This window comes from Methylophilus aquaticus (assembly GCF_030769565.1).
In the GTDB taxonomy this organism is placed as follows: domain Bacteria; phylum Pseudomonadota; class Gammaproteobacteria; order Burkholderiales; family Methylophilaceae; genus Methylophilus; species Methylophilus aquaticus.
Genome location: NZ_JAVCAP010000020.1, coordinates 103,594 through 126,701, shown reverse-complemented (window position 1 = coordinate 126,701; position 23,108 = coordinate 103,594). Strand labels below are relative to the sequence as shown.

Sequence of the window (23,108 nt, the reverse complement as noted above, 5' to 3'; positions counted from 1 at the left end):
CCATGGCCGTGATTAAAACCCAAGACTTTATCGAGAGTATTGCCGATGCCCTGCAATATATCTCTTACTATCATCCCGAAGACTATATCCGCGCTCTGGCTGCAGCCTATGCACGCGAAGAGTCCGTCGCAGCCAAGGATGCCATTGCCCAGATTCTGACCAACTCGCGCATGTGTGCAGAAGGCAAGCGTCCCTTATGCCAGGATACCGGTATTGTGGTGGCGTTTATCAAAGTGGGTATGCAAGCGCGGTTTGAAGGCGATATGACGCTGGAAGCTATGGTGAATGAAGGTGTTCGCCGGGCCTATCTGCATCCTGACAATACCTTGCGGGCGTCGATTGTGAGCGATCCGGCCGGTGCACGCAAAAACACCAGGGACAATACGCCAGCCATTACCCATGTGGAAATGGTCGCGGGTGACAAGGTGGAAGTGCTGGTGGCGGCCAAAGGCGGTGGTTCGGAGAATAAATCCAAGCTGGCCATGCTCAATCCGAACGACAGTATTGTGGACTGGGTACTGGAAGTGGTGCCTGAGATGGGCGCTGGCTGGTGCCCACCTGGCATGCTCGGCATCGGCATTGGCGGCAGCGCCGAAAAAGCCATGCTGCTGGCTAAAGAATCGCTGATGCAGCCGATTGATATACAGGACCTGATGGTGCGTGGCCCGCAAAACCGGATCGAAGAACTGCGGCTGGAACTGTATGACAAGGTCAATCGTCTGGGCATAGGCGCACAAGGACTGGGCGGACTGACCACGGTGCTGGATGTCAAAATTCTCGATTACCCCACCCATGCAGCCAGTTTGCCGGTGGCGATTATCCCTAACTGTGCAGCGACACGCCATGTGCATTTCACACTGGATGGCAGCGGAGTGGCGGTGCTAACACCGCCCAGCCCCGATGTCTACCCGGACGTGCATTGGGCGCCCAGCCCGCAGGCCAAGCGCGTGAATCTCGATACCATTACGCGGGAAGAAACACAGACTTGGAAAACCGGCGATACCTTGCTGCTCACTGGCAAAATTCTGACCGGACGCGATGCTGCCCATAAACGGATTCAAACCATGCTGTCCAAAGGTGAGCCATTGCCGGTCGATTTTAGTAACAAGTTTATTTATTACGTGGGCCCGGTGGATGCTGTACGTGATGAAGCCGTGGGTCCGGCTGGCCCCACCACCGCAACACGGATGGACAGCTACACCGACATGATGCTGAATACCGGCTTGTTGGGATCCATCGGCAAGGCCGAGCGGGGCGAGGCCGCGCTGGCCGAGATCGCCAGACACAAATCGGTCTATCTGATGGCGGTGGGCGGTGCAGCCTATCTGGTCAGCAAAGCCATTAAAAAATCACGGGTGCTCGCCTTTGAAGATCTGGGCATGGAAGCCATCTATGAGTTTGACGTGGTGGATATGCCGGTCACGGTGGCGGTGAGTGCCGATGGAGAGTCGGCGCATATCAGCGGCCCTGCACACTGGAAAAAGCAGATTGCCTTGCATGCGGTGTGAATGGCGGCGTTTGTGTGAGTGATATCACAGAGTTTGCGCACCAATTGCTTAAAACTACGTCATACTACTTAGAGTCAGAATGGGGTTGGGTATGATAAAAGAAAAGTATATGTCTTGGTTTAGGTTTTGGGTTGTGGCAGCAGGGCTGTTGTGTGCTGCAACGTCCGCCTTGGCCGAATCGGCACTGGATTACTTTACGGACAGCAGTGGCAAATACGCCGGGCCCACGCTGGAAGATCAGGTAGCCATGATGGATACCGATCATAACGGCTTTGCCGATGTGTTTGAGGTGCGTACTTATCTCGAGAAGCAGCATGGCAAAGGATATGAGAAAGAATTACTGGATAAATGGGAGTCGTCTGCCAGCGGAAAAAGCTGCAGCACGCCGTTTGCCAAGCAGTTATATGGAGACAGCGTGCGCTAACTGGATCAGCATGAGTGTTGTTTTGATGCTGCCAGCGCTGCTGATTTTTAACAAAAACGAGATTGTTACAAGCAGTTAACACTCTCACAATTGGACTGCATTATAATTAATTAAAAGACACCTCACGGTCAGATCACTGGTCTGGCCCTCATCCCGACTTTGTTTTATTGGTAGAGCCTACATCATGTTACAAGCATACGACACCCACGTAAAAGAGCGCGCTGCGCAAACCCTGCCACCCTTGCCACTGAATGCCGAACAGGTGGCCGCATTGGTTGAACTGTTAAAATCGCCCCCGGCCGGACAAGAAGCGCTGTTGCTGGACTTGCTGCAAAACCGCATTCCAGCCGGCGTTGATCAGGCCGCTTATGTCAAAGCTGCCTTTTTGGCGGATGTCGCCAATGGCAAAGCCAGTTCACCCCTGATAAATGCTGAAAAAGCCGTTGAATTACTTGGTACCATGTTGGGCGGATATAACGTACAAGCCCTAGTAGCGCTGCTCGATACGCCAATGGCCGCGCATGCGGTTAAAGCCTTGTCCACCACAATTTTGATGTTCGATGCTTTTCACGACGTCGATGCCAAAATGAAAGCTGGGAATACCCATGCCAAAGCATTGATGGAATCTTGGGCCAGGGCAGAATGGTTCACCAGCAAGCCAGCGCTCAAGGACGAAATCAAGGTGGTCGTTTTCAAGCTGGACGGCGAAACCAATACCGATGACCTGAGTCCTGCACAGGATGCCTGGAGCCGTCCTGATATTCCGTTGCATGCCAAAGCCATGCTGGTTAACCGCATGACTGATGGCCTGAAAACCATTGAAATGCTCAAGGCCAAAGGCTTGCCGCTGGCGTATGTGGGGGATGTGGTGGGTACGGGTTCTTCACGCAAATCCGCGATTAACTCCGTGCAATGGTGGATGGGCGATGATATTCCGTTTATCCCTAACAAGCGGACGGGCGGTGTGGTGATTGGCAGTAAAATTGCGCCTATTTTCTTTAACACGGCGGAAGACTCTGGTGCTTTGCCGATTCAGTGTGACGTCTCCGGGCTCAATACCGGGGATGTCATCGTCATCCAGCCGTTTGCAGGCAAAGTCTTGTCAGAGTCGGGCGAGATCTTGGCTACCTTTGAAATGAATCCGGTGACTCTGGCGGATGAAGTCCGCGCCGGGGGCCGTATTCCCCTGATTATTGGCCGAGGCCTGACCACCAATGCCAGCAAGGCGCTGGGCTTGCCCGAGCCAGATGTGTTTATCAAAGCCATTCCTGTCAAAGATTCCGGCAAGGGGTTTACACTGGCACAAAAAATGGTGGGACGCGCCTGTGGCTTGCCTGAAGGCATGGGCGTGCGTCCTGGCACCTACTGTGAACCCAAAGCGACCACTGTCGGCTCGCAAGACACCACCGGCGGCATGACGCGTGATGAACTGAAAGAGCTGGCCTGCCTGGGCTTTAGTGCCGATCTGGTGATGCAAAGTTTCTGCCATACCGCTGCCTATCCAAAACCGGTCGATATCAAGCTGCAACACGATTTGCCCGAGTTTATGTCCAGTCGTGGGGGTGTCAGTCTGCGTGCCGGGGATGGTGTGATTCACTCCTGGCTTAACCGCATGATTTTGCCGGATACCGTCGGCACCGGTGGTGACTCGCATACCCGTTTCCCGATTGGTATCAGCTTCCCTGCCGGTTCCGGTCTGGTCGCTTTTGCCGCAGCCACCGGTGCGATGCCGCTGGATATGCCGGAATCGGTACTGGTGCGCTTTAAAGGTGAAATGCAACCGGGCATTACCCTGCGCGATCTGGTCAACGCCATTCCCTATGCAGCCATTCAAGAGGGCACGTTGACGGTTGGCAAGCAAGGCAAGAAAAATGTATTCAATGGCCGTGTACTGGAAATTGAAGGCCTGCCAGATTTGAAAGTGGAGCAGGCCTTTGAACTGGCTGATGCCTCTGCCGAACGCTCTGCCAATGGGTGTACCGTGTTATTGAATAAAGAGCCGGTCATTGAGTTCCTTAATTCCAATATCGTACTCATGCAAAACATGATTGAAAACGGCTACGCGGATGCGCGCACGCTGGCGCGTCGCATTGCCAGCATGAAAGCCTGGCTGGAGAAACCAGAGTTGTTGCAACCTGACACTGATGCTGAATATGCGCATGTCATTGAAATTGATCTGGCCGAGATTAAAGAACCCTTGGTGGCTTGCCCCAACGATCCGGATGACATCAAGCCCTTGTCCGCTGTGGTGGGTGACAAGATTGACGAGGTGTTTATTGGCAGTTGCATGACCAATATCGGCCATTATCGTGCCGCAGGCAAGATACTGGAAGGCGCGGGTGGTATTCCTGCCCGATTGTGGATTGCCCCGCCGACACGGATGGATGAGGCGCAACTGCGTGCCGAAGGCGTGTATTCGACGTTTGGTGTGGCTGGTGCACGTACCGAAATCCCTGGGTGTTCCTTGTGTATGGGTAACCAGGCGCGTGTGGCGGACAAGGCCACTGTGTTTTCGACTTCGACCCGTAACTTTGATAACCGTATGGGTAAAGATGCACGCGTATATCTCGGCTCAGCCGAATTGGCTGCAGTGTGTGCAAAACTTGGCCGCATCCCGACCATGCAGGAATATCTCGATACATTAGGCACCAAGCTCACTAACAGTGCCGAGATCTATAAATACCTGAACTTTAACCAGATGACGCAATATGCAGGCTCACTGGATAATGTGAAGAAAGTGATTCCGATCACGGAAACTGTCTGAATGCGTTAATTTCTGATTAGATATCAGCGTCAATCAAAGGGGGCATTTGCCCCCTTTGTTGTTTTTGTGGCAGCCCCGCCAACAGGAATGTAAAACCTGTCCATGGATGCTGACCCTGTCACAGGCTTTTGTTTATGATGAGTCAGTGAGCATATGCATATTGGCAGTAATGCATGTATATGTCTCAAGCTCTAAGGTCTGCAAGCAGGCCTTCTAATTGACGTTATTACTCACTCGTTTAAGGAGAAGCCCATGAAGCCGTTTGAACAATCACTTATTCATCACCAACAGTCATTAGCCAGTAAGGATTATGGTCAAGTGTTGTGTCAGTTCAATCCAGACCAGCAGGCCTTATGGACCAGGCTCTATCAGCCGGAACGTATTCCTTGTATTAACCACGCTTTGTTGGCGCAACTTTATGCACACCACGAAGATATTACCCGCAGCGGTGGCTATGTGCAGGTCAATCGCCAGGCAATGCCTATCCGCTACTCTGTCTTTGCATCCGCAACCCCCGGTTATTTCAATATGGGTGGCGACTTGCAGAAAATGGTGGCTGCGATCCGGCGCAGAGACCGTGCTGAACTCGAGGCTTATGCCAAGCTAAGTATCGATGTGGTTGCACAGCGCGCGTTTCGCTTTAACCTGGATCACGTGACCAAAATCAGCCTGTTACAAGGCGAAACACTGGGCGCGGGTATAGAGGCTGCACTGACGAGTGATGTGCTGATTGCCGAGCGTCAGGCCGTGTTTTGTTTTCCGGAAATGTTTTTTAACATGATTCCAGGGATGGGTGCATACAGTCTGATTGCCCGCAAGGCGGGCATGGCGGTAGCGGACAAAATGATTATGGGATGCGAACGGTATACGGCGGAAGAGTGTCAGGCGCTTGGGATCATTGATATTGTGGTTGATGAAGGCGAAGGCGAAGCGGCTGTCGATGAATATATCCATAAAAACAGCAAGCGGGCGGAAGGCTTTCTCGCCGCACAGCGTGCGAAAGCCCATGTGTATCCTCTGACTTATGATGAGCTGGCGTCCATCGTGGCGATTTGGGTGGAAAATGCGTTAAGCCTGAATCCGCGTGATCTGAAGGTGATGGATCGCTTCTATCGTGCGCAAGCTAGACTGTTTGCAGCAGATGCTTCGGCGCAGCAATCGCTGGCTGAGCAGAGTGCTGATACCATGACTGTCTCGCATCAGGCGGTGAATCTGTGACCGATATGTGATGTCGAGGGTGGATATGCACCAGATTACTTGTTAGCACGTTTTGCAGACAGCTTGCTACGATATTGTTGTAATTGCGTACGTGTTTCTTCATAGGCCTCAGCAACGGCTTGGTAAAGACTTGAGATAATCTGGGCATCATCCATTTTTAACCCCATTAATTGCCGACTGCGCTTACTGAGTGGCATCAATCCCATATTGGCTGACTCACCAGCCAGTGTATGCGCCAGTTGGTGCACTTCATCAAAATTGAGGTCTATGCATTGGGTGCCAAGTACGCGAATCAAGTCATCGGTTGTTTCAATGAATTCGGAAATCAGTCGGTAAACAAAAGGCTCGCCGCCACCCAGTTTCAACAGATGCTCCAGGCGATCCATGTCGAGTAACGGTTCGTTGATTGGTGCAATGTTCAGTCTGGCCGCGTCTGGTTTAGTCTCGGCCGGAGAATGCGTCGTATCAATTTTATCTGGCCGCTTTTGCATACGCTTGCCATGCGTAGGCACCGGATGAGTTTGTGCCGCCTCTATGTCTTTTGTGACCTTCTCAAGCAAGGTTTGAATCTGTCTGGAAATGACTGGTTTAGTGAGTACTTCAAATACACCCGCGCGCAAGCAGCGTTCTTGAGTCGCTTTGGTGGCATCTGCCGTCAGAATGACGGTCCGCAAAGGCTGGCTGCCAGGCAATGCATGATAAATATTGAAGACCTCCAGTCCACTCATTTCCGGCATGTTGTAATCCAGAATCATCAAGTCGAATCTGTTGTGTTCCAGAATGTCGAGTGCGGCATCCCCGCTTTCAACTGCTTTGACGATGCAGTGCTGCCTTTGTAAAGTTTCCGCCAGAATTAACCGGTTGACCACATTGTCATCGGCAATGAGCACACGTGTTTTTTTACGAAACTTATTATGGCTGCTCAGCGAAACAACATTGCCGGAAGGCGTAGAAACATCCGCAGTTTTTTCAGTAACCTGTGCCGGTTGTAAGCTATGGCTGAGCGGCAGAGTCACCTCAAAGGTTGTGCCAGACTCTTCCTCGCTATAGACCTGGATATGTCCGCCCATCAACTCGATCAGCTCTTTGGCAATCGTTGTGCCGAGGCCTGTTCCACCATACCGTTTAGAGATGCTGCTGTCAGCTTGAGTAAAACTGTCAAAAATATGTGGCAGCGCATCTGCCTTGATACCTATGCCCGTGTCGCGAATGCGAAAGTTAAGCATACTCATATTGGCAAAATGCTGATTGGCGCTGACATAGACATCTACACCACCGTGTTGTGTAAACTTAATGGCATTGGCCAGCAGGTTCATCAGGACCTGCTCAATATGTTGTACGCTACCTAAATAGTACTTTTCGACTTCTTTTTCAACATGAAAACGCAACCACAGGCGTTTACGTTCAACCTCCAGCTGAAACAGAAGTTGCAGGTGCTGTAACAACTCCGGCATGTAAAAGGGTGCAATCTCCAGATCAATTTTGCCTTTTTCAATCTTGCTGATATCTAGCACATCATTGATGAGTTTTTTCAGGCTGCTGGCCGAGGCTACAGACATGCTCAGCAATTCCTCCTGTTTTTTATCCAGTCTGGTGTGTGTGAGCAGCTCGCTCGCACCTATAATGCCATTGAGCGGCGTACGCATTTCATGGCTAATATTGGATAAAAAGTTGGTTTTGGCTTCGTTCGCCAAATCGGCACGCTTGGTGGCTTGTTCCAGATTTATTTGCAAACGCATGGTATGCAGCGGAATCAGGATCAGTGTCAGTAAAAAGCCATAGGCCAGATGCTGGTGATTATTCCAGTACGGGTTGAAGTAGAGAGTGGCGGCAAAGCCGGCTAAACTCAACAGGTAGGAGCCTTTGAAAAATTTTGTGCCATAACGCAAGCCATAGCCCATAATCAGCCACAGATAAATTCCGATAAAAATCCCTGCCATCGTGCCGCTAATCATCTGCTCAAGCGATGTTGCCGTGAGGTCCATCACCAGTGCAATCCATTGTCTTTTTTCATTCTTTTCTGGGTTGCGCAAAATGTTGCTCAACATGATAAAACCACAACATAGATACAACAAACAGAGCGCTACCGGCTCGAAATTACTATGATTGAGCAACAGGTAAACAGTGATAAAGCTGACAAAAGTCACCCGAAACAGTGCTTGTTCAGTCTCGTTACTGACAGACTTGATGTCCGAAATTTTACGTTTTATACGTTCCAGCGATTCACGTAACATGGTTGTTCTGGCATTTTTTTAGGTGATTTTTAAAGATTGGTGGAAAACCATAATTGTATGATGGCTTACCTATCATAATTTTTCAGTGTAGCAGGCAGGGGGGGGATAATCAAAGGAAGTTTTGGGCTCAATTGCAGCAAATATACACAGCTTGTGGCGAGTATGATAAAAATGCCAATCCTGTACGAAAGGCCTTTTCAACAGTTATGACAGACGAATTACAATTTTCAGTATTCACCGGCGTTCAGGCATTTTTAAAATGGTTAGTAAAACGCGCCAAACTCTCACTACCAATCCTGTTTTTTATCGGTGGCTTTGTGTGGGATGCGATCACGATTGGCCATCAGGTCAATATGAGTGATATCGCTATTTTTGCGGTCTATGTGACTGTGGCTGGCTGGATCATGCACCAGCTCGCCACGCCGGCCGAATGGTGCTTGCGTTGCCGATTGGCGCTGGGGCGCTGGCGCTGGCTAGATCAAAAAATGGCTGGATGGCCCATCCACGATTGGCCCTATTGGATATTGCAGTTTTTGTTTGGCAGTTTGCTGAGTGCGCTGTTTATCCTCTATTTCAAAAGTTCCAGTGATGGCATGGCATGGTTAATCACACTTGTATTGGGCATTATGTTGATTGCCAACGAGTTTCTGGAAAGTGAATATCGCAGGCTGACATTGTGCTGGAGCATGTTTGGCTTGTGCAGTATCCTGTTTTTTAACTTTGCTTTTCCTTATTTGCTGGGCAGTGTGCATGCCGTATGGTTTTACCTGAGTACTACCGTAGGCGTGCTGGCAAGCTATGCCTTGTATAGGCATGCGCCCAGGCATAGTGGCAGTATCTGGCCGGTCTGGCTTATTGGTGCCTTACTGATGCTTGCTTACAGGTTTGATATGATTCCGCCGGTGCCGCTGGTGAAGCAGGCGGTGGTGGTCGCTTATGCGGTGGAAAAAACACCTCAAGGGTATTGGCTCACATTGGAAAAGTCACCATGGTGGCGTTTCTGGCGCATTGACAGTGATCAGCTGGTGCTCGTGCCTGGTGAACGGCTGGTCTGCTTTTCAGCCGTGTTTGCGCCTAAAGGATTACATACCCGCTTATTGCACAATTGGGAGAAGTTCGAGGGCAAGCACTGGGTCAGTTATGGTGCGCCGGGTTTCCAGCTGGCGGGCGGGCGCGACGGCGGCTATCGCGGTTACACGTATAAAAGCAATCTTTCCAGTGGCAAATGGCGGGTACGTATCCAGAATGAAACTGGCCAAACCATTGCGATTAACCAGTTTACGGTGACTATCAACCCGCAGCCTGCGGCTACAGACAGGCAAGTGCGGGTGCGTTACTGAGGCTTAGCGGATGCGTACTTGCATTTGCGCGTTGGCGGATGCATCTTGCGCCAGTGTGCTGGCCAGCCATGGCAAACAGGGTTCAATCTGGTTTGCCAGCGTCCAGGGTGGATTCAGGATCAGCATGCCGCTGCCAAACATGCCAAATCCATCTGCGCCGGGCTGGCTGACGTGCAACGTCACATGTACATAATCGGTGTTGAGTGCCTGCAATTTTTCTATCATCAGCGCAGGCTCCGGGCGTTGCAATAGCGGGTACCACACCAGATAAGTGCCGGTGGCAAAGCGCTTCAGGCTCTCTTTAATGCAATCGACTACCCGCTGGTAATCTTCTTTCAATTCATAAGGCGGATCTATCAGCACCACACCGCGTTTGGTTGGCGGCGGCAGGCAAGCTTTAATGCCTTCAAAACCGTCTTTCATCGCGACCTGCACCTGTCTTTTAAAGGGGGCGACATATTCTGTGAGCAGGGCGTGGTCGGCAGGATGCAGTTCAAATAAACGCAGCTTGTCCGAGTCACGTAAAAAATGCATGGCAATCGCAGGCGAGCCAGGGTATACCTGAGGTGAAATCTTATGATGTAACGCCTGCACTGCCTGCATGTAAATAGCAAACGTCTGCGGTCTGTCTGTGGCTTGTTGCAGTCTGGCGATGCCTTCACGATACTCTGCCGTTTTGTGCGCCATGGCGGATTCCAGCTGGTAAACACCTGCGCCTGCATGGGTGTCCATGACCCAGTAAGGTTTGTCTTTCTGGTTAAAGTAGTCGAGTACCAGGCTGTAAATCCAGTGTTTGAGAACGTCGGCATGATTGCCGGCGTGAAAGGCGTGTCGGTAACTGAGCATAGCGGTTTTTTTATCACAATCTGTGTATTATCTTGAATTATAAAAGCTCAGGCCTGTTGGCGATAGCTCTGGATAGCAGGTTAGTAGCCATGACGCAGTATTTATGGGGATGGGGGAATGCATGCGCTTGTTATTATGGATAGGACTCATGATGGCCAGTTCAGGATTACACGCTGAAGCGCCCGTTGATCCTGACGGACTTCCGCAGTCGGTGGATACGGCGACACTCAAAGCGGATGCGGACGGTGATGGTAAACTGAGTTTTGAGGAATTTAAAGCAGCCCGCGTACGTCTGATTGAGCAACAGTTTGAACACTTGGACACCAATCATGATGGTTTTGTCGATGCAGAGGAGCGGCAGCTGGCCATAGAACGATTGAAGTCTCAATTGCAATCGTTGCGGGCCGCTCATCCACCATCGCCTTGAATATTGTCATCGTACTGAGTATGCGTGGCGCTGATTATTTTTGATCGAGATGAAATAGAAATATATGTCTGAATCCAACCACCATTCACCTGGCCAACCCGGCTGTTGCTCACATGCAGGGCACAGTCATGATGTGCATGATGGCCATCACCATGGCACGCAAGGACATCGCCCAAAGGAACATGTCAACGCGCACGACCATGGCAATCCTTTCTCGCTGCCATTTCTAGCTATTTCTATCTTTACGGTGGTCGAGTTTGTCGGCGGCTGGTGGACGCAATCGCTGGCCTTGCTCAGCGACGCCTGGCACATGCTGTTTGATGTCCTGGCACTCGGCCTGGCCATGTGGGCTGCCCACCAGGCGCAAACCGGGCATCCAGCTTCCAAGCAAACTGAACGCCGTGTCTCCATGATCAACGCCGTCTCCATGCTGCTGGTCACTGGCTGGATTGTGTACGAAGCCATCGAGCGCCTGCAAAATCCGCGGCCAGTCGCAGGCGGCTATGTCAGCATCATTGCCCTGGTCGGCTTGCTGGTTAACCTGGTGGTTGCCAAACACATGCACCACCAACACCACCATCACGGTGGCGATGAAAGTTTAAACCATCGCGCCGCATTCTTGCATGTGCTGGGTGACTTGCTCGGCTCGGTTGCTGCCGTGGTCGCAGGGGTAGTCATCTACTTTACCGGCTGGATGAGCATAGACCCCATCTTGTCTATCCTGATTTCAGTGTTGCTACTGGTGGTTACGCTTAATCTCATCCGCGATATCGTCCGCGGTGGCGCAGGCCATCATCACTAACTTAAAGACGGTTTCATTCACAACGTAAGGAGTGTTCAAATGCCATATGTCAATGTAAAGCTTGCCGGCTCTGTGACTAAAGAGCAGAAAAAACAGATTGCCAAGGAAATTACTGAAACCCTGCAAAAACACGCGCACAAACCAGCAAACTACACTTACATTGTGTTTGAAGAAGTTGCGTATGAAGATTGGGCGATCGGTGGGGAGTTGCTAGGGTAGCCCCTGCAGGTTAACATGCGTGTAAAATACGCGCATGTTCGACCCCAAACCCATCCTCAAAAACCTGCCCAATCTGCCTGGTGTTTACCGCATGCTCAATGCGGAAAACACCGTGATTTACGTCGGTAAAGCCAAAGACCTGAAAAAACGGGTTTCCAGCTACTTTAATAAAAACCTCGCCAGTCCGCGCACCAAAATGATGGTATCGCAGATTGCCAATATCGAGACGACCGTCACCCGCACCGAGGCAGAAGCCTTGCTGCTCGAAAACAACCTGATTAAAAGCATTATGCCGCGGTATAACGTGTTGTTCCGCGATGATAAGTCATATCCATATATTGCCCTGACTGGCGATGGCTATCCCCGGCTGGCGTTTCATCGCGGCACACAGCGCAAGGGTAGCCAGTATTTTGGACCTTTCCCCAGTTCGCCTGCGGTGCGCGAGAGTATTCAGCTATTGCAAAAGGTGTTCAAGCTGCGTACCTGTGAAAACACCGTGTTTGCCAATCGGTCACGTCCGTGTTTGCAATACCAGATCGCGCGTTGCACTGCGCCGTGTGTCAATCTGATTTCTACCGAAGATTATGCGCATGATGTGCGGCATGCTGCCCTGTTTTTGCTGGGTAAAACATCTGAAGTCATGCAAGCCATCGAGGCGGAAATGAATCAGGCCGCCGAGGCATTGGAGTATGAAATGGCGGCCGTGTTGCGTGACCGCATGCAGGCCTTGCGGCAAGTGCAGGCCAAACAGTTTGTCAGCGATTTCAGTGTCAGCGACGCCGATGTGATTGCCTGTGCCGAGGCACAAGGGCAGCACTGCATCAATCTGGTCATGATCCGGGGTGGGCGCCATCTGGGTGATAAAAGCTTTTTCCCCAAAAATAGTCAGGATGCCGACCTTGTGGAAACCGTTGAAGCCTTTATGACCCAACATTATGTCGCGCAGAACACGCCGCCTTTGCTGGTGTGCGGTGCCGAGGTGGATAAAGAGGCCTTTGAAACCGCCCTGAGCGAGCAGTCAGAACGTAAAATCCGTGTGCTGACCAATGCCATTGGTGATAAAAAAGTGTGGCTGAAAATGGCGCAGACCAATGCCGAGCTGGCTTTGCAGCAACGCCTGGCCACTTCAGCCAATCAGCAGGCACGGCTACTGGCCTTGCGTGAGGCACTCAATCTGGCCGAGAACACCGAACGCATCGAGTGCTTTGACATCAGCCACACCATGGGCGAGGCCACGGTAGGCAGTTGTGTGGTGTTTGACCGCGGCGATATGCAAAACAGTGAGTACCGCCGGTACAACATCACCGGCATTACGCCTGGCGACGATTACGCCGCCATGCGCGATGTGCTTACGCGTCGCTACAAAAAAGTGGCGGCAGGCGAGGGCAAAAGGCCCGATCTGGTCTTTATCGATGGTGGCAAGGGCCAGTTGGGCGTGGCGATTGAAGTCATGCAGGAAGTCGGCCTGGAAGATATTCTGTTGGTCGGTATTGCCAAAGGTGAGGAGCGCAAGCCCGGCCTCGAAACCATGATCTTCTCGGATACCGGTGAAATGCTCAACCTGCCTACGGACAATATTGGCCTGCACCTGTTGCAGCAAATTCGTGACGAAGCACACCGTTTTGCCATCACCGGCCACCGCGCCAAGCGCGCCAAAGCCCGCATTACCTCCAGCCTTGAAGATATTGAAGGCGTGGGCGCCAAGCGTCGCAAAGCGTTGTTAACCCGATTTGGTGGCCTGGACGGCATAAAAAATGCTAGCATAGACGAAATCGCGCAGGTCGAAGGCATCAGCCCTGCATTGGCACAAACCATTTACGAGCGCTTGCACTGATGCAGCGTGCTTGAATAAAAGCGCAAAACAACAAGTTATGTGGACCATTCCCAATATTCTGACCCTGTTACGCATTGCCATGATTCCGGTATTCGTCGGCATGTTCTTTCTGCCTGCCAATGCAGTCACAGCAGAAGGCCTGCCTGCCCACTGGGTGAATCTTACGGCCTCCTCAGTGTTTATTCTGGCCGCGCTGACCGACTGGCTCGATGGCTACTGGGCGCGTAAATACCATCAAATGTCCAAGTTCGGCGCCTTTCTCGACCCGGTCGCCGATAAACTGATGGTGGCCGCTGCGCTGATTGTGCTGGTGGAACTCAACCGCGTCGGCGCTGTGGTCGCACTCATTATTATTGGGCGCGAAATCGCCATCAGTGCACTGCGTGAATGGATGGCCAGCATCGGCAAAAGTAGCAATGTCGCCGTCGCCATGGTCGGAAAATTCAAAACCGCCGCGCAAATGATCGCCATTATCCTGCTGCTCTGGTACGACCCGCTGTTTGGCATCAACATTCAATGGATAGGCGAGTGGCTGATCGTGATTGCCGCACTGCTGACCCTCATTTCCATGGGCTATTACCTCAAAGCCGCCTGGCCCGCGATTCGGGAAACCATCTAAAAAAGCATTCCTGCAATAAGAATGCTTTTTTCAAAATCTTCCTTGACACCGGGGCAAAAATCATTAAAATGCCAGCTTCCTTACGACGCATGACGCAAGGAAATACGCGGGAATAGCTCAGTTGGTAGAGCGCAACCTTGCCAAGGTTGAGGTCGCGAGTTCGAGACTCGTTTCCCGCTCCAAATTTCGGGGAAAGCGCAGCTTTCCCTTTTTAACATAAGAAGTTTTTATGTTGTTGGTTCTGGCGCGATAGCAAAGCGGTTATGCCGCGGCCTGCAAAGCCGTTTAGGCCGGTTCGACTCCGGCTCGCGCCTCCAGTCTCATGTAGTAATTATGCGGGAATAGCTCAGTTGGTAGAGCGCAACCTTGCCAAGGTTGAGGTCGCGAGTTCGAGACTCGTTTCCCGCTCCAAATTTCTCACAAGCACGTCGCCAGAAAGACTAGGCAAAGCCCGTCAGGGTGTTAAAATACGCAGCTTGTCAGACCTACCGCCCGGATGGTGAAACTGGTAGACACAAGGGACTTAAAATCCCTCGGCTTAACGGCTGTGCCGGTTCGATTCCGGCTCCGGGCACCACACTTCTTATACCGTTCCAGCATTTTTCTATTGACCACACATCAAATTTGCAAAAAGTGAGCACACCACTTTTTATTCGTTTTGATTCATCAGTGGCAAACCTCCGCACTGCATCTGTATTTAATAAAAGTGGCAGTTATGGTCTCTGCCTGAAAAGCTGGTTTTTGAGCGCGCCAGCCGTTAAAGTGATGTCAGTTGCAATCGATTATGTTTAATCAGATTTTTAACCAGAAAACATCACCATGTTTGAGCAAACCTTTAAAAATATCGACGATATTCTGCACAAAGATGCAGGCGCCACCAGCGAGCTGGATTACACCGAACAAACCTCCTGGATATTGTTTTTAAAGTATCTCGATGCGCTTGAGCAAACCAAAGCTTTAGAGGCAGATTTAGAAGGCAAACCCTACGCATTTATTATCGATGCCGATTACCGCTGGCCAGCCTGGGCAGCACCCAAAACGGCGGATGGCAAGTTTGACCACAACAACGCCTTAACCGGCGATGACCTCAAAGAGTTTGTAAACACCAAGCTTTTCCCTTACCTCAAAGGCTTTAAGCAACGCGCCACAGGCCCCAACACCATCGAATATAAAATCGGCGAGATTTTTGGCGAGATCAACAACAAAATTCAGAGTGGCTACAACCTGCGTGAGGTGATAGAGCGCATTGATGAGCTACGCTTTAACACCCAGGCTGAAAAGCACGAGCTTTCGCACCTCTACGAGGCCAAAATTAAAAATATGGGCAACGCAGGTCGCAACGGCGGTGAGTATTACACCCCGCGCCCCCTGATTCGCGCCATGATTAAAGTGCTAAACCCCAAAATTGGCGAGACCATTTATGACGGCGCTGTGGGTAGCGCAGGCTTTTTGTGCGAAGCATTTGATTATTTGCGTAACCAACCAAACCTGAGCACCAGCGATTTAACCACCCTGCAAACCAGCACCTTTTACGGCAAAGAGAAAAAAAGTCTCGCCTACGTGATTGCCATCATGAACATGATTCTGCATGGCATCGAAGCGCCCAATATTATTCATACCAATACGCTGGCCGAGAACATTAGCGACATTCAAGAAAAAGACCGCTACGATATTATTCTCGCCAACCCGCCGTTTGGTGGCAAAGAGCGCGCCGAAGTGCAGCAAAACTTCCCCATTAAAACCGGCGAAACCGCGTTTTTGTTTATGCAGCACTTTATTAAAAGCCTCAAAGCCGGTGGCCGCGCCGCGGTGGTGATTAAAAACACCTTTTTAAGCAACACCGATAACGCCTCAGTCAGCCTGCGCAAACTGCTGCTAGAAAGCTGCAACCTACACACCGTGCTCGATTGCCCAGGAGGCACTTTTTTAGGCGCAGGCGTTAAAACCGTGGTGCTGTTTTTTGAAAAAGGCGCGCCAACTAGAAACACATGGTTTTACCAGCTAGACCCAGGCCGCAACATGGGCAAAACCAACCCGCTGAATGATGACGATTTGGCAGAGTTTGTGCGTTTACAAACCACCTTTGCCGATTCACCCAAAAGCTGGTCAATAAACGCCAGTGACATAGACCAAACTACCTTTGATTTATCGGTAAAAAACCCCAACAACGTGCAAGAAGTCGCGCACCGTAGCCCGCAAGACATCATGCAAGAAATTGCTGCACTTGATGCTGAGAGCGCGGAAGTGCTGGTGAGTATCAGGGCGTTGCTATGAAGGCTGGATGGGAAGTAAAAACGCTTGGTGATGTTTGTGAGTATGACAAATTACAAGCCATTCATAAAAACCTACCTTATGTAGGTCTGGAAGACATTGAATCCAATACAGCGTCGTTTCTTGGGAGCTTGGAGTCACAATCGGTTAAAAGTGCCACATTTAAATTCAATAACTCTCATATCTTATACGGAAGATTGCGCCCTTATTTAAATAAGGTTCTTGCACCAGAGTTTGATGGGCACTGTTCAACAGAAATATTCCCAATAAAACCAAAGTCGTGTCTTTTACGAGATTATTTATTGTACTGGTTTATTAGAGAGCAAACTGTTGATCTAATAAATGCAACTTGCACTGGTGCACGTATGCCACGCGCTGACATGAACGCAGTGTTAAGTTTTGAGTTTTTACTCCCACCAATTCAAGAACAACAACGCATCGTTGCGATTCTTGATAAAGCGTTTGAGCAGATTGCTATTGCCCGCGCCAACACCGAAAAAAACCTGCAAAACGCCCGCGCCTTGTTTGAAAGCCATTTGCAAAACGTCTTTACCCAGCGCGGTGATGGGTGGAAAGAGAGAAGGCTTGGCGATATTGCTGAAGTTCAAAGTGGAGGCACGCCATCAGTACCGCAAAAACAATATTGGAATGGAGACATTCCATGGTATTCGTCAGGTGAGTTAAATAATACTTACACAACTGAATCTGAAAAAAAGATTACTTTATTGGGTTTGGATAACTCTAATGCCAAGCTTTTCCCAAAGGGCTCCTTACTTGTTGGTATGTATGATACGGCGGCTTTGAAAATGTCCATTCTTGACCGTGATGCCACATTCAATCAAGCAATTGCAGGTATAAAACCAAACGAAATGATTGACGTTAAATACATTCTGCATGCTATCAATTCAAAAAAACCAGCATTGCTTCTTGAAAGGCGTGGTGTCCGTCAAAAGAACCTTAGCCTTGGCAAGATAAAAGATATTTCGATTCCTTTACCTGACTTAGTAGAGCAGCAAACGGTTGTCTCTAATTTACAAAAAGTCCTATCTGAAACCCAACGCCTAGAATCCCTCTACCAACGCAAACTTAACGCCTTGGATGCCCTCAAAAAATCGCTGCTCCATCAGGCGTTTGCTGGCGAGTTATAGCCTCACACCGTCCGTATGCTATTTGCATATAGCATATAGGGTGTATATTCGCTATTCTCGAACAGCGAATAAATCAAAAAAATTAAACATTAAACCATTGTTTTAATTGAGTTGACAGGTTAATTTTAATTGATATATGCTGTTTGCATATAGCATATAAGGTGGTTTTATGGCAAAGGCAAACAATCAACAATCGGCGTCTATGCGTCGCGCAGGCAATCGCCAATGGGGCTTAAAGCCCTTAGATTTGGCGGTATTGCTCATGCTGGTCATTATTCGCAGAGAGCCTAAATACACTTACGCGGCACTGGCAAAATTAATGCTGCTTTCTCAGTTTGAGGTGCATGCATCGGTACAGCGCTTGATTGCAGCTAAATTGCTGGTGGATGCAGGGGAATATTTTCGCCCTGTGATGGAAGCTGTGCGCCAATATGTGTTGTTTGGCGCAAGCTATTGCTACCCCGCTATTCGTGGTGAGGCCACCATTGGTTTTGCAACTGCTTATGGTGTGCCGCCTTTAAGCGAAAAGGTGTTGTTCTCGCAAGAAATGCCGCCCGTTTGGCCGCACCCAGAAGGTGATCAACGTGGGTTTGCCTTGATGCCTTTATATGAAAACTTACCGTTAGCCGCCAAGGCTTTTCCACCGCTTTATGCGTTGCTGGCGTTATTTGATGCTTTGCGCATGGGGCAGGCGCGTGAGCGCGAGATAGCCATGCAGCTGTTAAACGAACGCTTGCAATGAATATCAACGACCCCAACCGGGCGATATTGTTGCTGATTGCCAACGCGCTTGGTGATTTGCGCGAAAAGGTAATTTTTGTGGGTGGCTGCGCCACGGGCTTGCTGGTGACTGTGCAGCGTGCGCAGGTGATACGCCCAACCGATGATGTAGATATTGTGGCGCAAGTAGCTAATACCGCGGGTTATCATCAGCTAGAAGCGCAATTGCGCAGCAAAGGCTTTGTGCAAGATATGAGTGCTAAAGCGCCTATTTGTAGGTGGAGCTATCGTGGTGTTGCCGTTGATGTGATGCCAACGGATAAAAGCATTTTAGGCTTTGCGAATCGTTGGTACCCACTTGCCATTGAATATGCAAATGACTTTGTATTAGATGCAGAAAATACGATTAGGCTGATAGCAGCACCATTTTTTATTGCCACCAAGCTAGAGGCGTTTGAAGATAGGGGGAAGTCAGACTTATTGCTCAGCCACGATATGGAAGATATTGTGACCGTGATTGATGGCAGGCCTTCACTTATTGCAGAAATGCAGTTAGCACCAACAGTGTTGCAAAAATATATTGCTGAAAAATTTAGTGCCCTGTTACAGAACGAGGATTTTCTTTCTGCGCTGCAAGGCTATTTACCAGGCGACTCTGCCAGCCAAAGCCGTTTGCCTTTGCTTGAGCGCAAGTTAAACGCGTTGGCAAATTTGGTTTGATTGCGCGGTGTAGTAGCAACGTGTATCAAAAACACGTTTTTTTGAACATATCCAGCGCAACGTGATAAGAGAATGCGTTTTTTTATACACGTTGTGGTGACTTTTTAGTTTAAATGCTTATGTCGATGATAGTGAATTTTATCGACACAAGTCGCTGATGTGTCGTTAGCATCGACATACACCAAAGATGTGTCGATAAAACTGAAAAATATCGACACAAGTGGTTGACGTGTCGATAGCATCGACATATGATAAAGATGTGTCGATAAAACTGAAAATTTCGAACATATGGGCAACGATATGAACGCGCAACCTTGGCAAGCTGATCAGCCTTATTTGTCTTTACCTACCCTGCCACCCAAGGTGGATATTGAAACTAAGGCAATTTTAAAACAGTGTATTACTGCGCGTGCAGCTTTGGCTGAGCTAAAGCAAGCCGCAGAGTTAATACCCAATCAAGCGGTGTTGATTAACACGCTGCCTTTATTGGAGGCAGGCGCAAGTTCTGAGATTGAAAATATCGTCACCACTACTGATAAGCTGTTTCAGCATTTACGCAATGAAGACCAAGCAGACCCCGCCACCAAAGAAGCGCTGCGCTACAGCCGCGCCCTATTTGAGGGTTTTCAGGCACTCAATCAGCATCCATTAAACACTCGCACCATTGAGGAAATTTGTACGCAAATTAAGGGTGTGCAGATGAATGTGCGCAAGGTGTCTGGCACAGCATTAAGTAGCCATAAAACGGGAGAAGTGATTTATACGCCACCCGTGGGTGAGGATGTATTGCGGACGATGCTCGCTAATTGGGAGCAGTTTTTACATAACGAGATTGAGGTTGACCCCTTGATTCGGATGGCAGTGACGCACTACCAGTTTGAAGCTATCCACCCTTTTACTGATGGTAACGGGAGAACTGGGCGTATTGTAAATAGCCTGTTTTTAATACAGGAAGGTTTGCTAACGTTGCCGATCTTGTATTTAAGCCGCTATATTATCAAGAATAAAAGTGATTACTACAGACTATTGCTTCAAGTGACCAAAGAGCAAGCTTGGGAAGATTGGATTCTCTACATTTTAAAAGGCGTTGAAGAAACAGCCATTTGGACAACCGCTAAAATTGCTGCCATGAAAGCGCTGAATGAGCATACTGTAGAGTTTGTACGACAAAAACTACCTAAAGTGTATAGCCATGAGTTGGTCAGTTTAATTTTTGAACTGCCTTATTGTCGGATTAGCAGTGTAGTGGATGCGGGAATTGCAAAGCGACAGTCGGCATCGGTTTATTTAAAACACCTTGTTGAGATAGGCGTGCTAGTTGAGGTGGCGGTGTCAAAAGAGAAATTATTTGTTCACCCCAAGTTAATGCAATTACTCTCTCAAGATAGTAACGAATTTAAAGCTTATATATGAATGAAGCCGAAACCCGCGCAGAACATATCGACCCAGCCCTGAAGGCCGCTGGTTGGGGCGTGGTGGATGGCAGTTATATTCGGCGCGAGCATATTACGCTAGGGCGTTTGCAGGGTGGTGGTAAACGCGGCAAACAGGAAATTGCCGATTATGTGTTGGTGTATAAAAACCATAAGTTAGCCGTCATTGAGGCCAAGGCGTGGGATAAGCCTTATACCGAAGGCGTGGCGCAAGCGAAAACCTATGCCAAAAAGCTGAATAGCCGTTTTGCCTATGCGACCAATGGCCAGCGCATTTATGGCATTGATATGCTCACGGGTAAAGAGGCGGATGTCGCAAGCTATCCTAGCCCCGATACGCTGTGGCGCTTAACTTTTGCAGAGCAAAACGCTTGGCGTGATGCCTTTGCAGAGATTCCATTTGAGGATAAAGGCGGTAGTTTTGGTGCGCGCTATTATCAACACAATGCGGTTGAGGCGGTGCTTGAGGCGATTGCAAATAATCAAGACCGTATTTTACTGACGCTGGCGACTGGCACTGGCAAAACCTTTATTGCGTTTCAGTTGGCTTGGAAGTTGTTTTACAGCCGCTGGAATTTAAGCCGCGAACTGGATGCCAACAAACCACGTAGGCCGCGCATTTTGTTTTTGGCCGACCGCAATGGGCTGGCCGATCAGGCGTATAACGCGTTCTCTGCTTTTGCTGAAGATGCGCTCGTGCGCATTGCGCCCGATGAAATTAGCAAAAACGGCCGTGTACCTAAAAACGGTAATCTCTTTTTTACCATTTTTCAGACCTTTATGAGTGGGTCGGATGCTGAAGGCAATCCAGCACCAAACTTTGGCGAATATCCACCAGACTTTTTTGATTTTATTATCATCGACGAATGCCACCGTGGCGGTGCCAATGATGAAGGGAGCTGGCGCGGGATTCTGGAATATTTTTCCCCCGCCGTGCAATTAGGCCTAACGGCGACCCCCAAGCGCAAAGACAATGCGGACACCTATGCTTATTTCGGTGAGCCGGTGTATGTGTACTCGCTCAAAGAGGGGATTAATGATGGCTTTTTGACACCCTTTAAAGTCAAGCAGATTGCGACCACGCTGGACGAGTATATTTACACTCCGGGCGATGGTGTTGTGGTGCAAGGCGAGGTTGTGCCGGGCAAACTGTATCAAGAGGGTGATTTTAACCGGGTGATAAAAATCCCGGCACGCGAGCAATATCGCGTGAAATTGTTTATGGAGTTGATTAACCCGCGTGAGAAAACCCTGGTGTTTTGCGCCAATCAGGAACATGCGCTGGAGGTGCGTGACTATATTAACCAGATTAAAACCAGTAGCGACCCTGATTACTGTGTGCGTGTCACGGCGGCTGATGGCGCGCGTGGTGATGAGTACCTGAGAGCGTTTCAGGACAATGAAAATGCGATCCCCACCATATTGACCACCTCGCAAAAACTTTCAACAGGGGTGGATGCGCGCAATGTACGTAATATTGTGCTCATGCGCGAAGTGAACAGCATGATCGAGTTTAAGCAGATCATAGGCCGTGGCACCCGCTTGTATGACGGCAAGGACTATTTTACCTTGTATGATTTTGTGAAGGCGCATCATCACTTTAGTGACCCGGAATGGGATGGTGAGCCTGAACCAGTGGAGTACATCACGCCTGGCACTGCGGTGAGTACCTCCAAGCCTGCAGAACAAACGCAAAAGCCTTATGAGCCGACGGAACCCAAGCGAGAAAAAATTCTCATCAAGCTCAATGATGGCAAAACACGTCAGATTCAACACATGATGGCGACCAGTTTTTGGGGCGCAGATGGCAAACCGATGTCGTCTGCCCAGTTTTTGGAAAGTTTGTTTGGTGTATTGCCCGAGTTTTTCAAGGATGAGGATGCGTTGCGCGATTTGTGGAGCGACCCCGAAACCCGCAAAAAACTATTGGAAGGCTTGGCAGAGAAAGGCTTTCACAAAGAGGTATTGATAGAAATGCAGCGGATTATTGATGCAGAAAACAGTGATCTGTTTGATGTATTGGCAAATGTTGCATTTGCTTTGGCGCCGCTTTCGCGCACACGCCGTGCAGACCTGGCTAAGCAGAACATCCATCAGCACTTTGCGGATAAGCAGTCAGCCTTTATTGAATTTATCCTTGGGCAATATGTGCAACAGGGTGTTGATGAGTTGAATCAGGAAAAACTGAAAGACTTAATCAGTCTGCGATACCAGTCCATTCACGATGCCACTGCCGAGCTAGGCAATGCGGCTGAAATCAGGCAACTCTTTGTAGGTTTTCAAAAATATCTTTACCAGCCAACTGGCGAGGCCAATCTTTGATCTGATCTTGCCATTCTGACTGATATAGATGGCCGCTCACTCGCGCGCATGCAGGGCATTGATCTGAGCTTGCGCGCAGGTTGGCGCCACCATTGTTAAGCTGAGTGAATTGTGTGGGGGATGAGGTTATATCAGCAATGCCAGGCGTTATTCGTCATATAATAACGCGCAGTAATATCCCTTGTTTAATCCTTGTCCTCCAGTAGTTTGCTTAATACTTCAATAGATAAAAACCGTCGTTCCTGGCATAAAAAATCTC

At 49.6% G+C, this 23,108-nt stretch carries 18 protein-coding genes and 4 tRNA genes; 20 read left to right on the top strand and 2 right to left on the bottom strand.

Annotated elements, in window-relative coordinates:
- Nucleotides 1–2 precede the first annotated feature (2 nt).
- From Q9291_RS09920 to Q9291_RS09905, 4 genes are all read left to right on the top strand, one after another.
- Nucleotides 3–1,508 (top strand): fumarate hydratase, encoded by a 1,506-nt coding sequence (locus Q9291_RS09920; RefSeq protein ID WP_306389883.1) that lies wholly within the window; start codon nucleotides 3–5, stop codon nucleotides 1,506–1,508.
- Between the two features lie 109 nt (nucleotides 1,509–1,617).
- Complete coding sequence (locus tag Q9291_RS09915; protein WP_306389882.1) at nucleotides 1,618–1,932, top strand: hypothetical protein; 315 nt, start codon at nucleotides 1,618–1,620, stop codon at nucleotides 1,930–1,932.
- A 184-nt stretch (nucleotides 1,933–2,116) separates the two neighbouring features.
- On the top strand, nucleotides 2,117–4,696 hold the full coding sequence (gene acnB, locus Q9291_RS09910; protein ID WP_306389881.1) for a bifunctional aconitate hydratase 2/2-methylisocitrate dehydratase: 2,580 nt from the start codon (nucleotides 2,117–2,119) through the stop codon (nucleotides 4,694–4,696).
- 252 nt (nucleotides 4,697–4,948) lie between these two features.
- Complete coding sequence (locus tag Q9291_RS09905; protein WP_306389880.1) at nucleotides 4,949–5,914, top strand: crotonase/enoyl-CoA hydratase family protein; 966 nt, start codon at nucleotides 4,949–4,951, stop codon at nucleotides 5,912–5,914.
- Between the two features lie 35 nt (nucleotides 5,915–5,949).
- On the opposite strand, the gene Q9291_RS09900 is transcribed toward Q9291_RS09905, so the two are convergent.
- Nucleotides 5,950–8,148, bottom strand: coding sequence for an ATP-binding protein (locus tag Q9291_RS09900; protein WP_306389879.1), 2,199 nt, complete (start codon nucleotides 8,146–8,148; stop codon nucleotides 5,950–5,952).
- Between the two features lie 206 nt (nucleotides 8,149–8,354).
- Here Q9291_RS09900 and Q9291_RS09895 point away from each other — a divergent pair, with 206 nt between their 5' ends.
- Nucleotides 8,355–9,488, top strand: coding sequence for a DUF2914 domain-containing protein (locus tag Q9291_RS09895; RefSeq protein WP_306389878.1), 1,134 nt, complete (start codon nucleotides 8,355–8,357; stop codon nucleotides 9,486–9,488).
- A gap of 3 nt (nucleotides 9,489–9,491) precedes the next feature.
- On the opposite strand, the gene Q9291_RS09890 is transcribed toward Q9291_RS09895, so the two are convergent.
- Complete coding sequence (locus Q9291_RS09890) at nucleotides 9,492–10,334, bottom strand: 23S rRNA (adenine(2030)-N(6))-methyltransferase RlmJ (protein WP_306389877.1); 843 nt, start codon at nucleotides 10,332–10,334, stop codon at nucleotides 9,492–9,494.
- 121 nt (nucleotides 10,335–10,455) lie between these two features.
- Between Q9291_RS09890 and Q9291_RS09885 the strand changes: the two genes are divergently transcribed.
- From Q9291_RS09885 to hsdR, 15 genes are all read left to right on the top strand, one after another.
- Nucleotides 10,456–10,761, top strand: a complete 306-nt coding sequence (locus Q9291_RS09885) for an EF-hand domain-containing protein (protein WP_306389876.1) — start codon at nucleotides 10,456–10,458, stop codon at nucleotides 10,759–10,761.
- A 64-nt stretch (nucleotides 10,762–10,825) separates the two neighbouring features.
- Nucleotides 10,826–11,563 carry a cation diffusion facilitator family transporter gene (locus Q9291_RS09880; RefSeq protein ID WP_306389875.1) on the top strand — a complete coding sequence of 246 codons (738 nt, stop codon included), beginning with the start codon at nucleotides 10,826–10,828 and terminating at the stop codon, nucleotides 11,561–11,563.
- A 39-nt stretch (nucleotides 11,564–11,602) separates the two neighbouring features.
- Nucleotides 11,603–11,782, top strand: a complete 180-nt coding sequence (locus tag Q9291_RS09875) for a tautomerase family protein (RefSeq protein WP_306389874.1) — start codon at nucleotides 11,603–11,605, stop codon at nucleotides 11,780–11,782.
- A gap of 34 nt (nucleotides 11,783–11,816) precedes the next feature.
- Nucleotides 11,817–13,616 carry an excinuclease ABC subunit UvrC gene (gene uvrC / locus Q9291_RS09870; RefSeq protein WP_306389873.1) on the top strand — a complete coding sequence of 600 codons (1,800 nt, stop codon included), beginning with the start codon at nucleotides 11,817–11,819 and terminating at the stop codon, nucleotides 13,614–13,616.
- Nucleotides 13,617–13,653: 37 nt separating this feature from the next.
- Complete coding sequence (gene pgsA / locus Q9291_RS09865) at nucleotides 13,654–14,235, top strand: CDP-diacylglycerol--glycerol-3-phosphate 3-phosphatidyltransferase (RefSeq protein WP_306389904.1); 582 nt, start codon at nucleotides 13,654–13,656, stop codon at nucleotides 14,233–14,235.
- 106 nt (nucleotides 14,236–14,341) lie between these two features.
- A tRNA-Gly gene (locus tag Q9291_RS09860) sits at nucleotides 14,342–14,417 on the top strand.
- A gap of 61 nt (nucleotides 14,418–14,478) precedes the next feature.
- Nucleotides 14,479–14,552: transfer RNA gene (locus Q9291_RS09855), tRNA-Cys, on the top strand.
- Nucleotides 14,553–14,570: 18 nt separating this feature from the next.
- Nucleotides 14,571–14,646, top strand: a tRNA-Gly gene (locus Q9291_RS09850).
- 79 nt (nucleotides 14,647–14,725) lie between these two features.
- A tRNA-Leu gene (locus Q9291_RS09845) sits at nucleotides 14,726–14,812 on the top strand.
- 242 nt (nucleotides 14,813–15,054) lie between these two features.
- Nucleotides 15,055–16,509 (top strand): class I SAM-dependent DNA methyltransferase, encoded by a 1,455-nt coding sequence (locus tag Q9291_RS09840; protein ID WP_306389872.1) that lies wholly within the window; start codon nucleotides 15,055–15,057, stop codon nucleotides 16,507–16,509.
- Nucleotides 16,506–17,654, top strand: a complete 1,149-nt coding sequence (locus Q9291_RS09835; protein ID WP_306389871.1) for a restriction endonuclease subunit S — start codon at nucleotides 16,506–16,508, stop codon at nucleotides 17,652–17,654. The genes Q9291_RS09840 and Q9291_RS09835 overlap by 4 nt, the downstream gene beginning before the upstream one ends.
- A 169-nt stretch (nucleotides 17,655–17,823) precedes the next feature.
- Nucleotides 17,824–18,396 (top strand): hypothetical protein, encoded by a 573-nt coding sequence (locus tag Q9291_RS09830; RefSeq protein ID WP_306389870.1) that lies wholly within the window; start codon nucleotides 17,824–17,826, stop codon nucleotides 18,394–18,396.
- Nucleotides 18,393–19,094, top strand: a complete 702-nt coding sequence (locus tag Q9291_RS09825; RefSeq protein WP_306389869.1) for a hypothetical protein — start codon at nucleotides 18,393–18,395, stop codon at nucleotides 19,092–19,094. Before Q9291_RS09830 ends, Q9291_RS09825 begins: the two co-directional genes overlap by 4 nt.
- A gap of 300 nt (nucleotides 19,095–19,394) precedes the next feature.
- A complete protein-coding gene (fic, locus tag Q9291_RS09820; protein ID WP_306389868.1) occupies nucleotides 19,395–20,507 on the top strand; it encodes a protein adenylyltransferase Fic in 1,113 nt (370 codons plus the stop codon).
- Nucleotides 20,504–22,849 carry an EcoAI/FtnUII family type I restriction enzme subunit R gene (gene hsdR / locus Q9291_RS09815; protein ID WP_306389867.1) on the top strand — a complete coding sequence of 782 codons (2,346 nt, stop codon included), beginning with the start codon at nucleotides 20,504–20,506 and terminating at the stop codon, nucleotides 22,847–22,849. The genes fic and hsdR overlap by 4 nt, the downstream gene beginning before the upstream one ends.
- The last annotated feature ends 259 nt before the right edge of the window (nucleotides 22,850–23,108 follow it).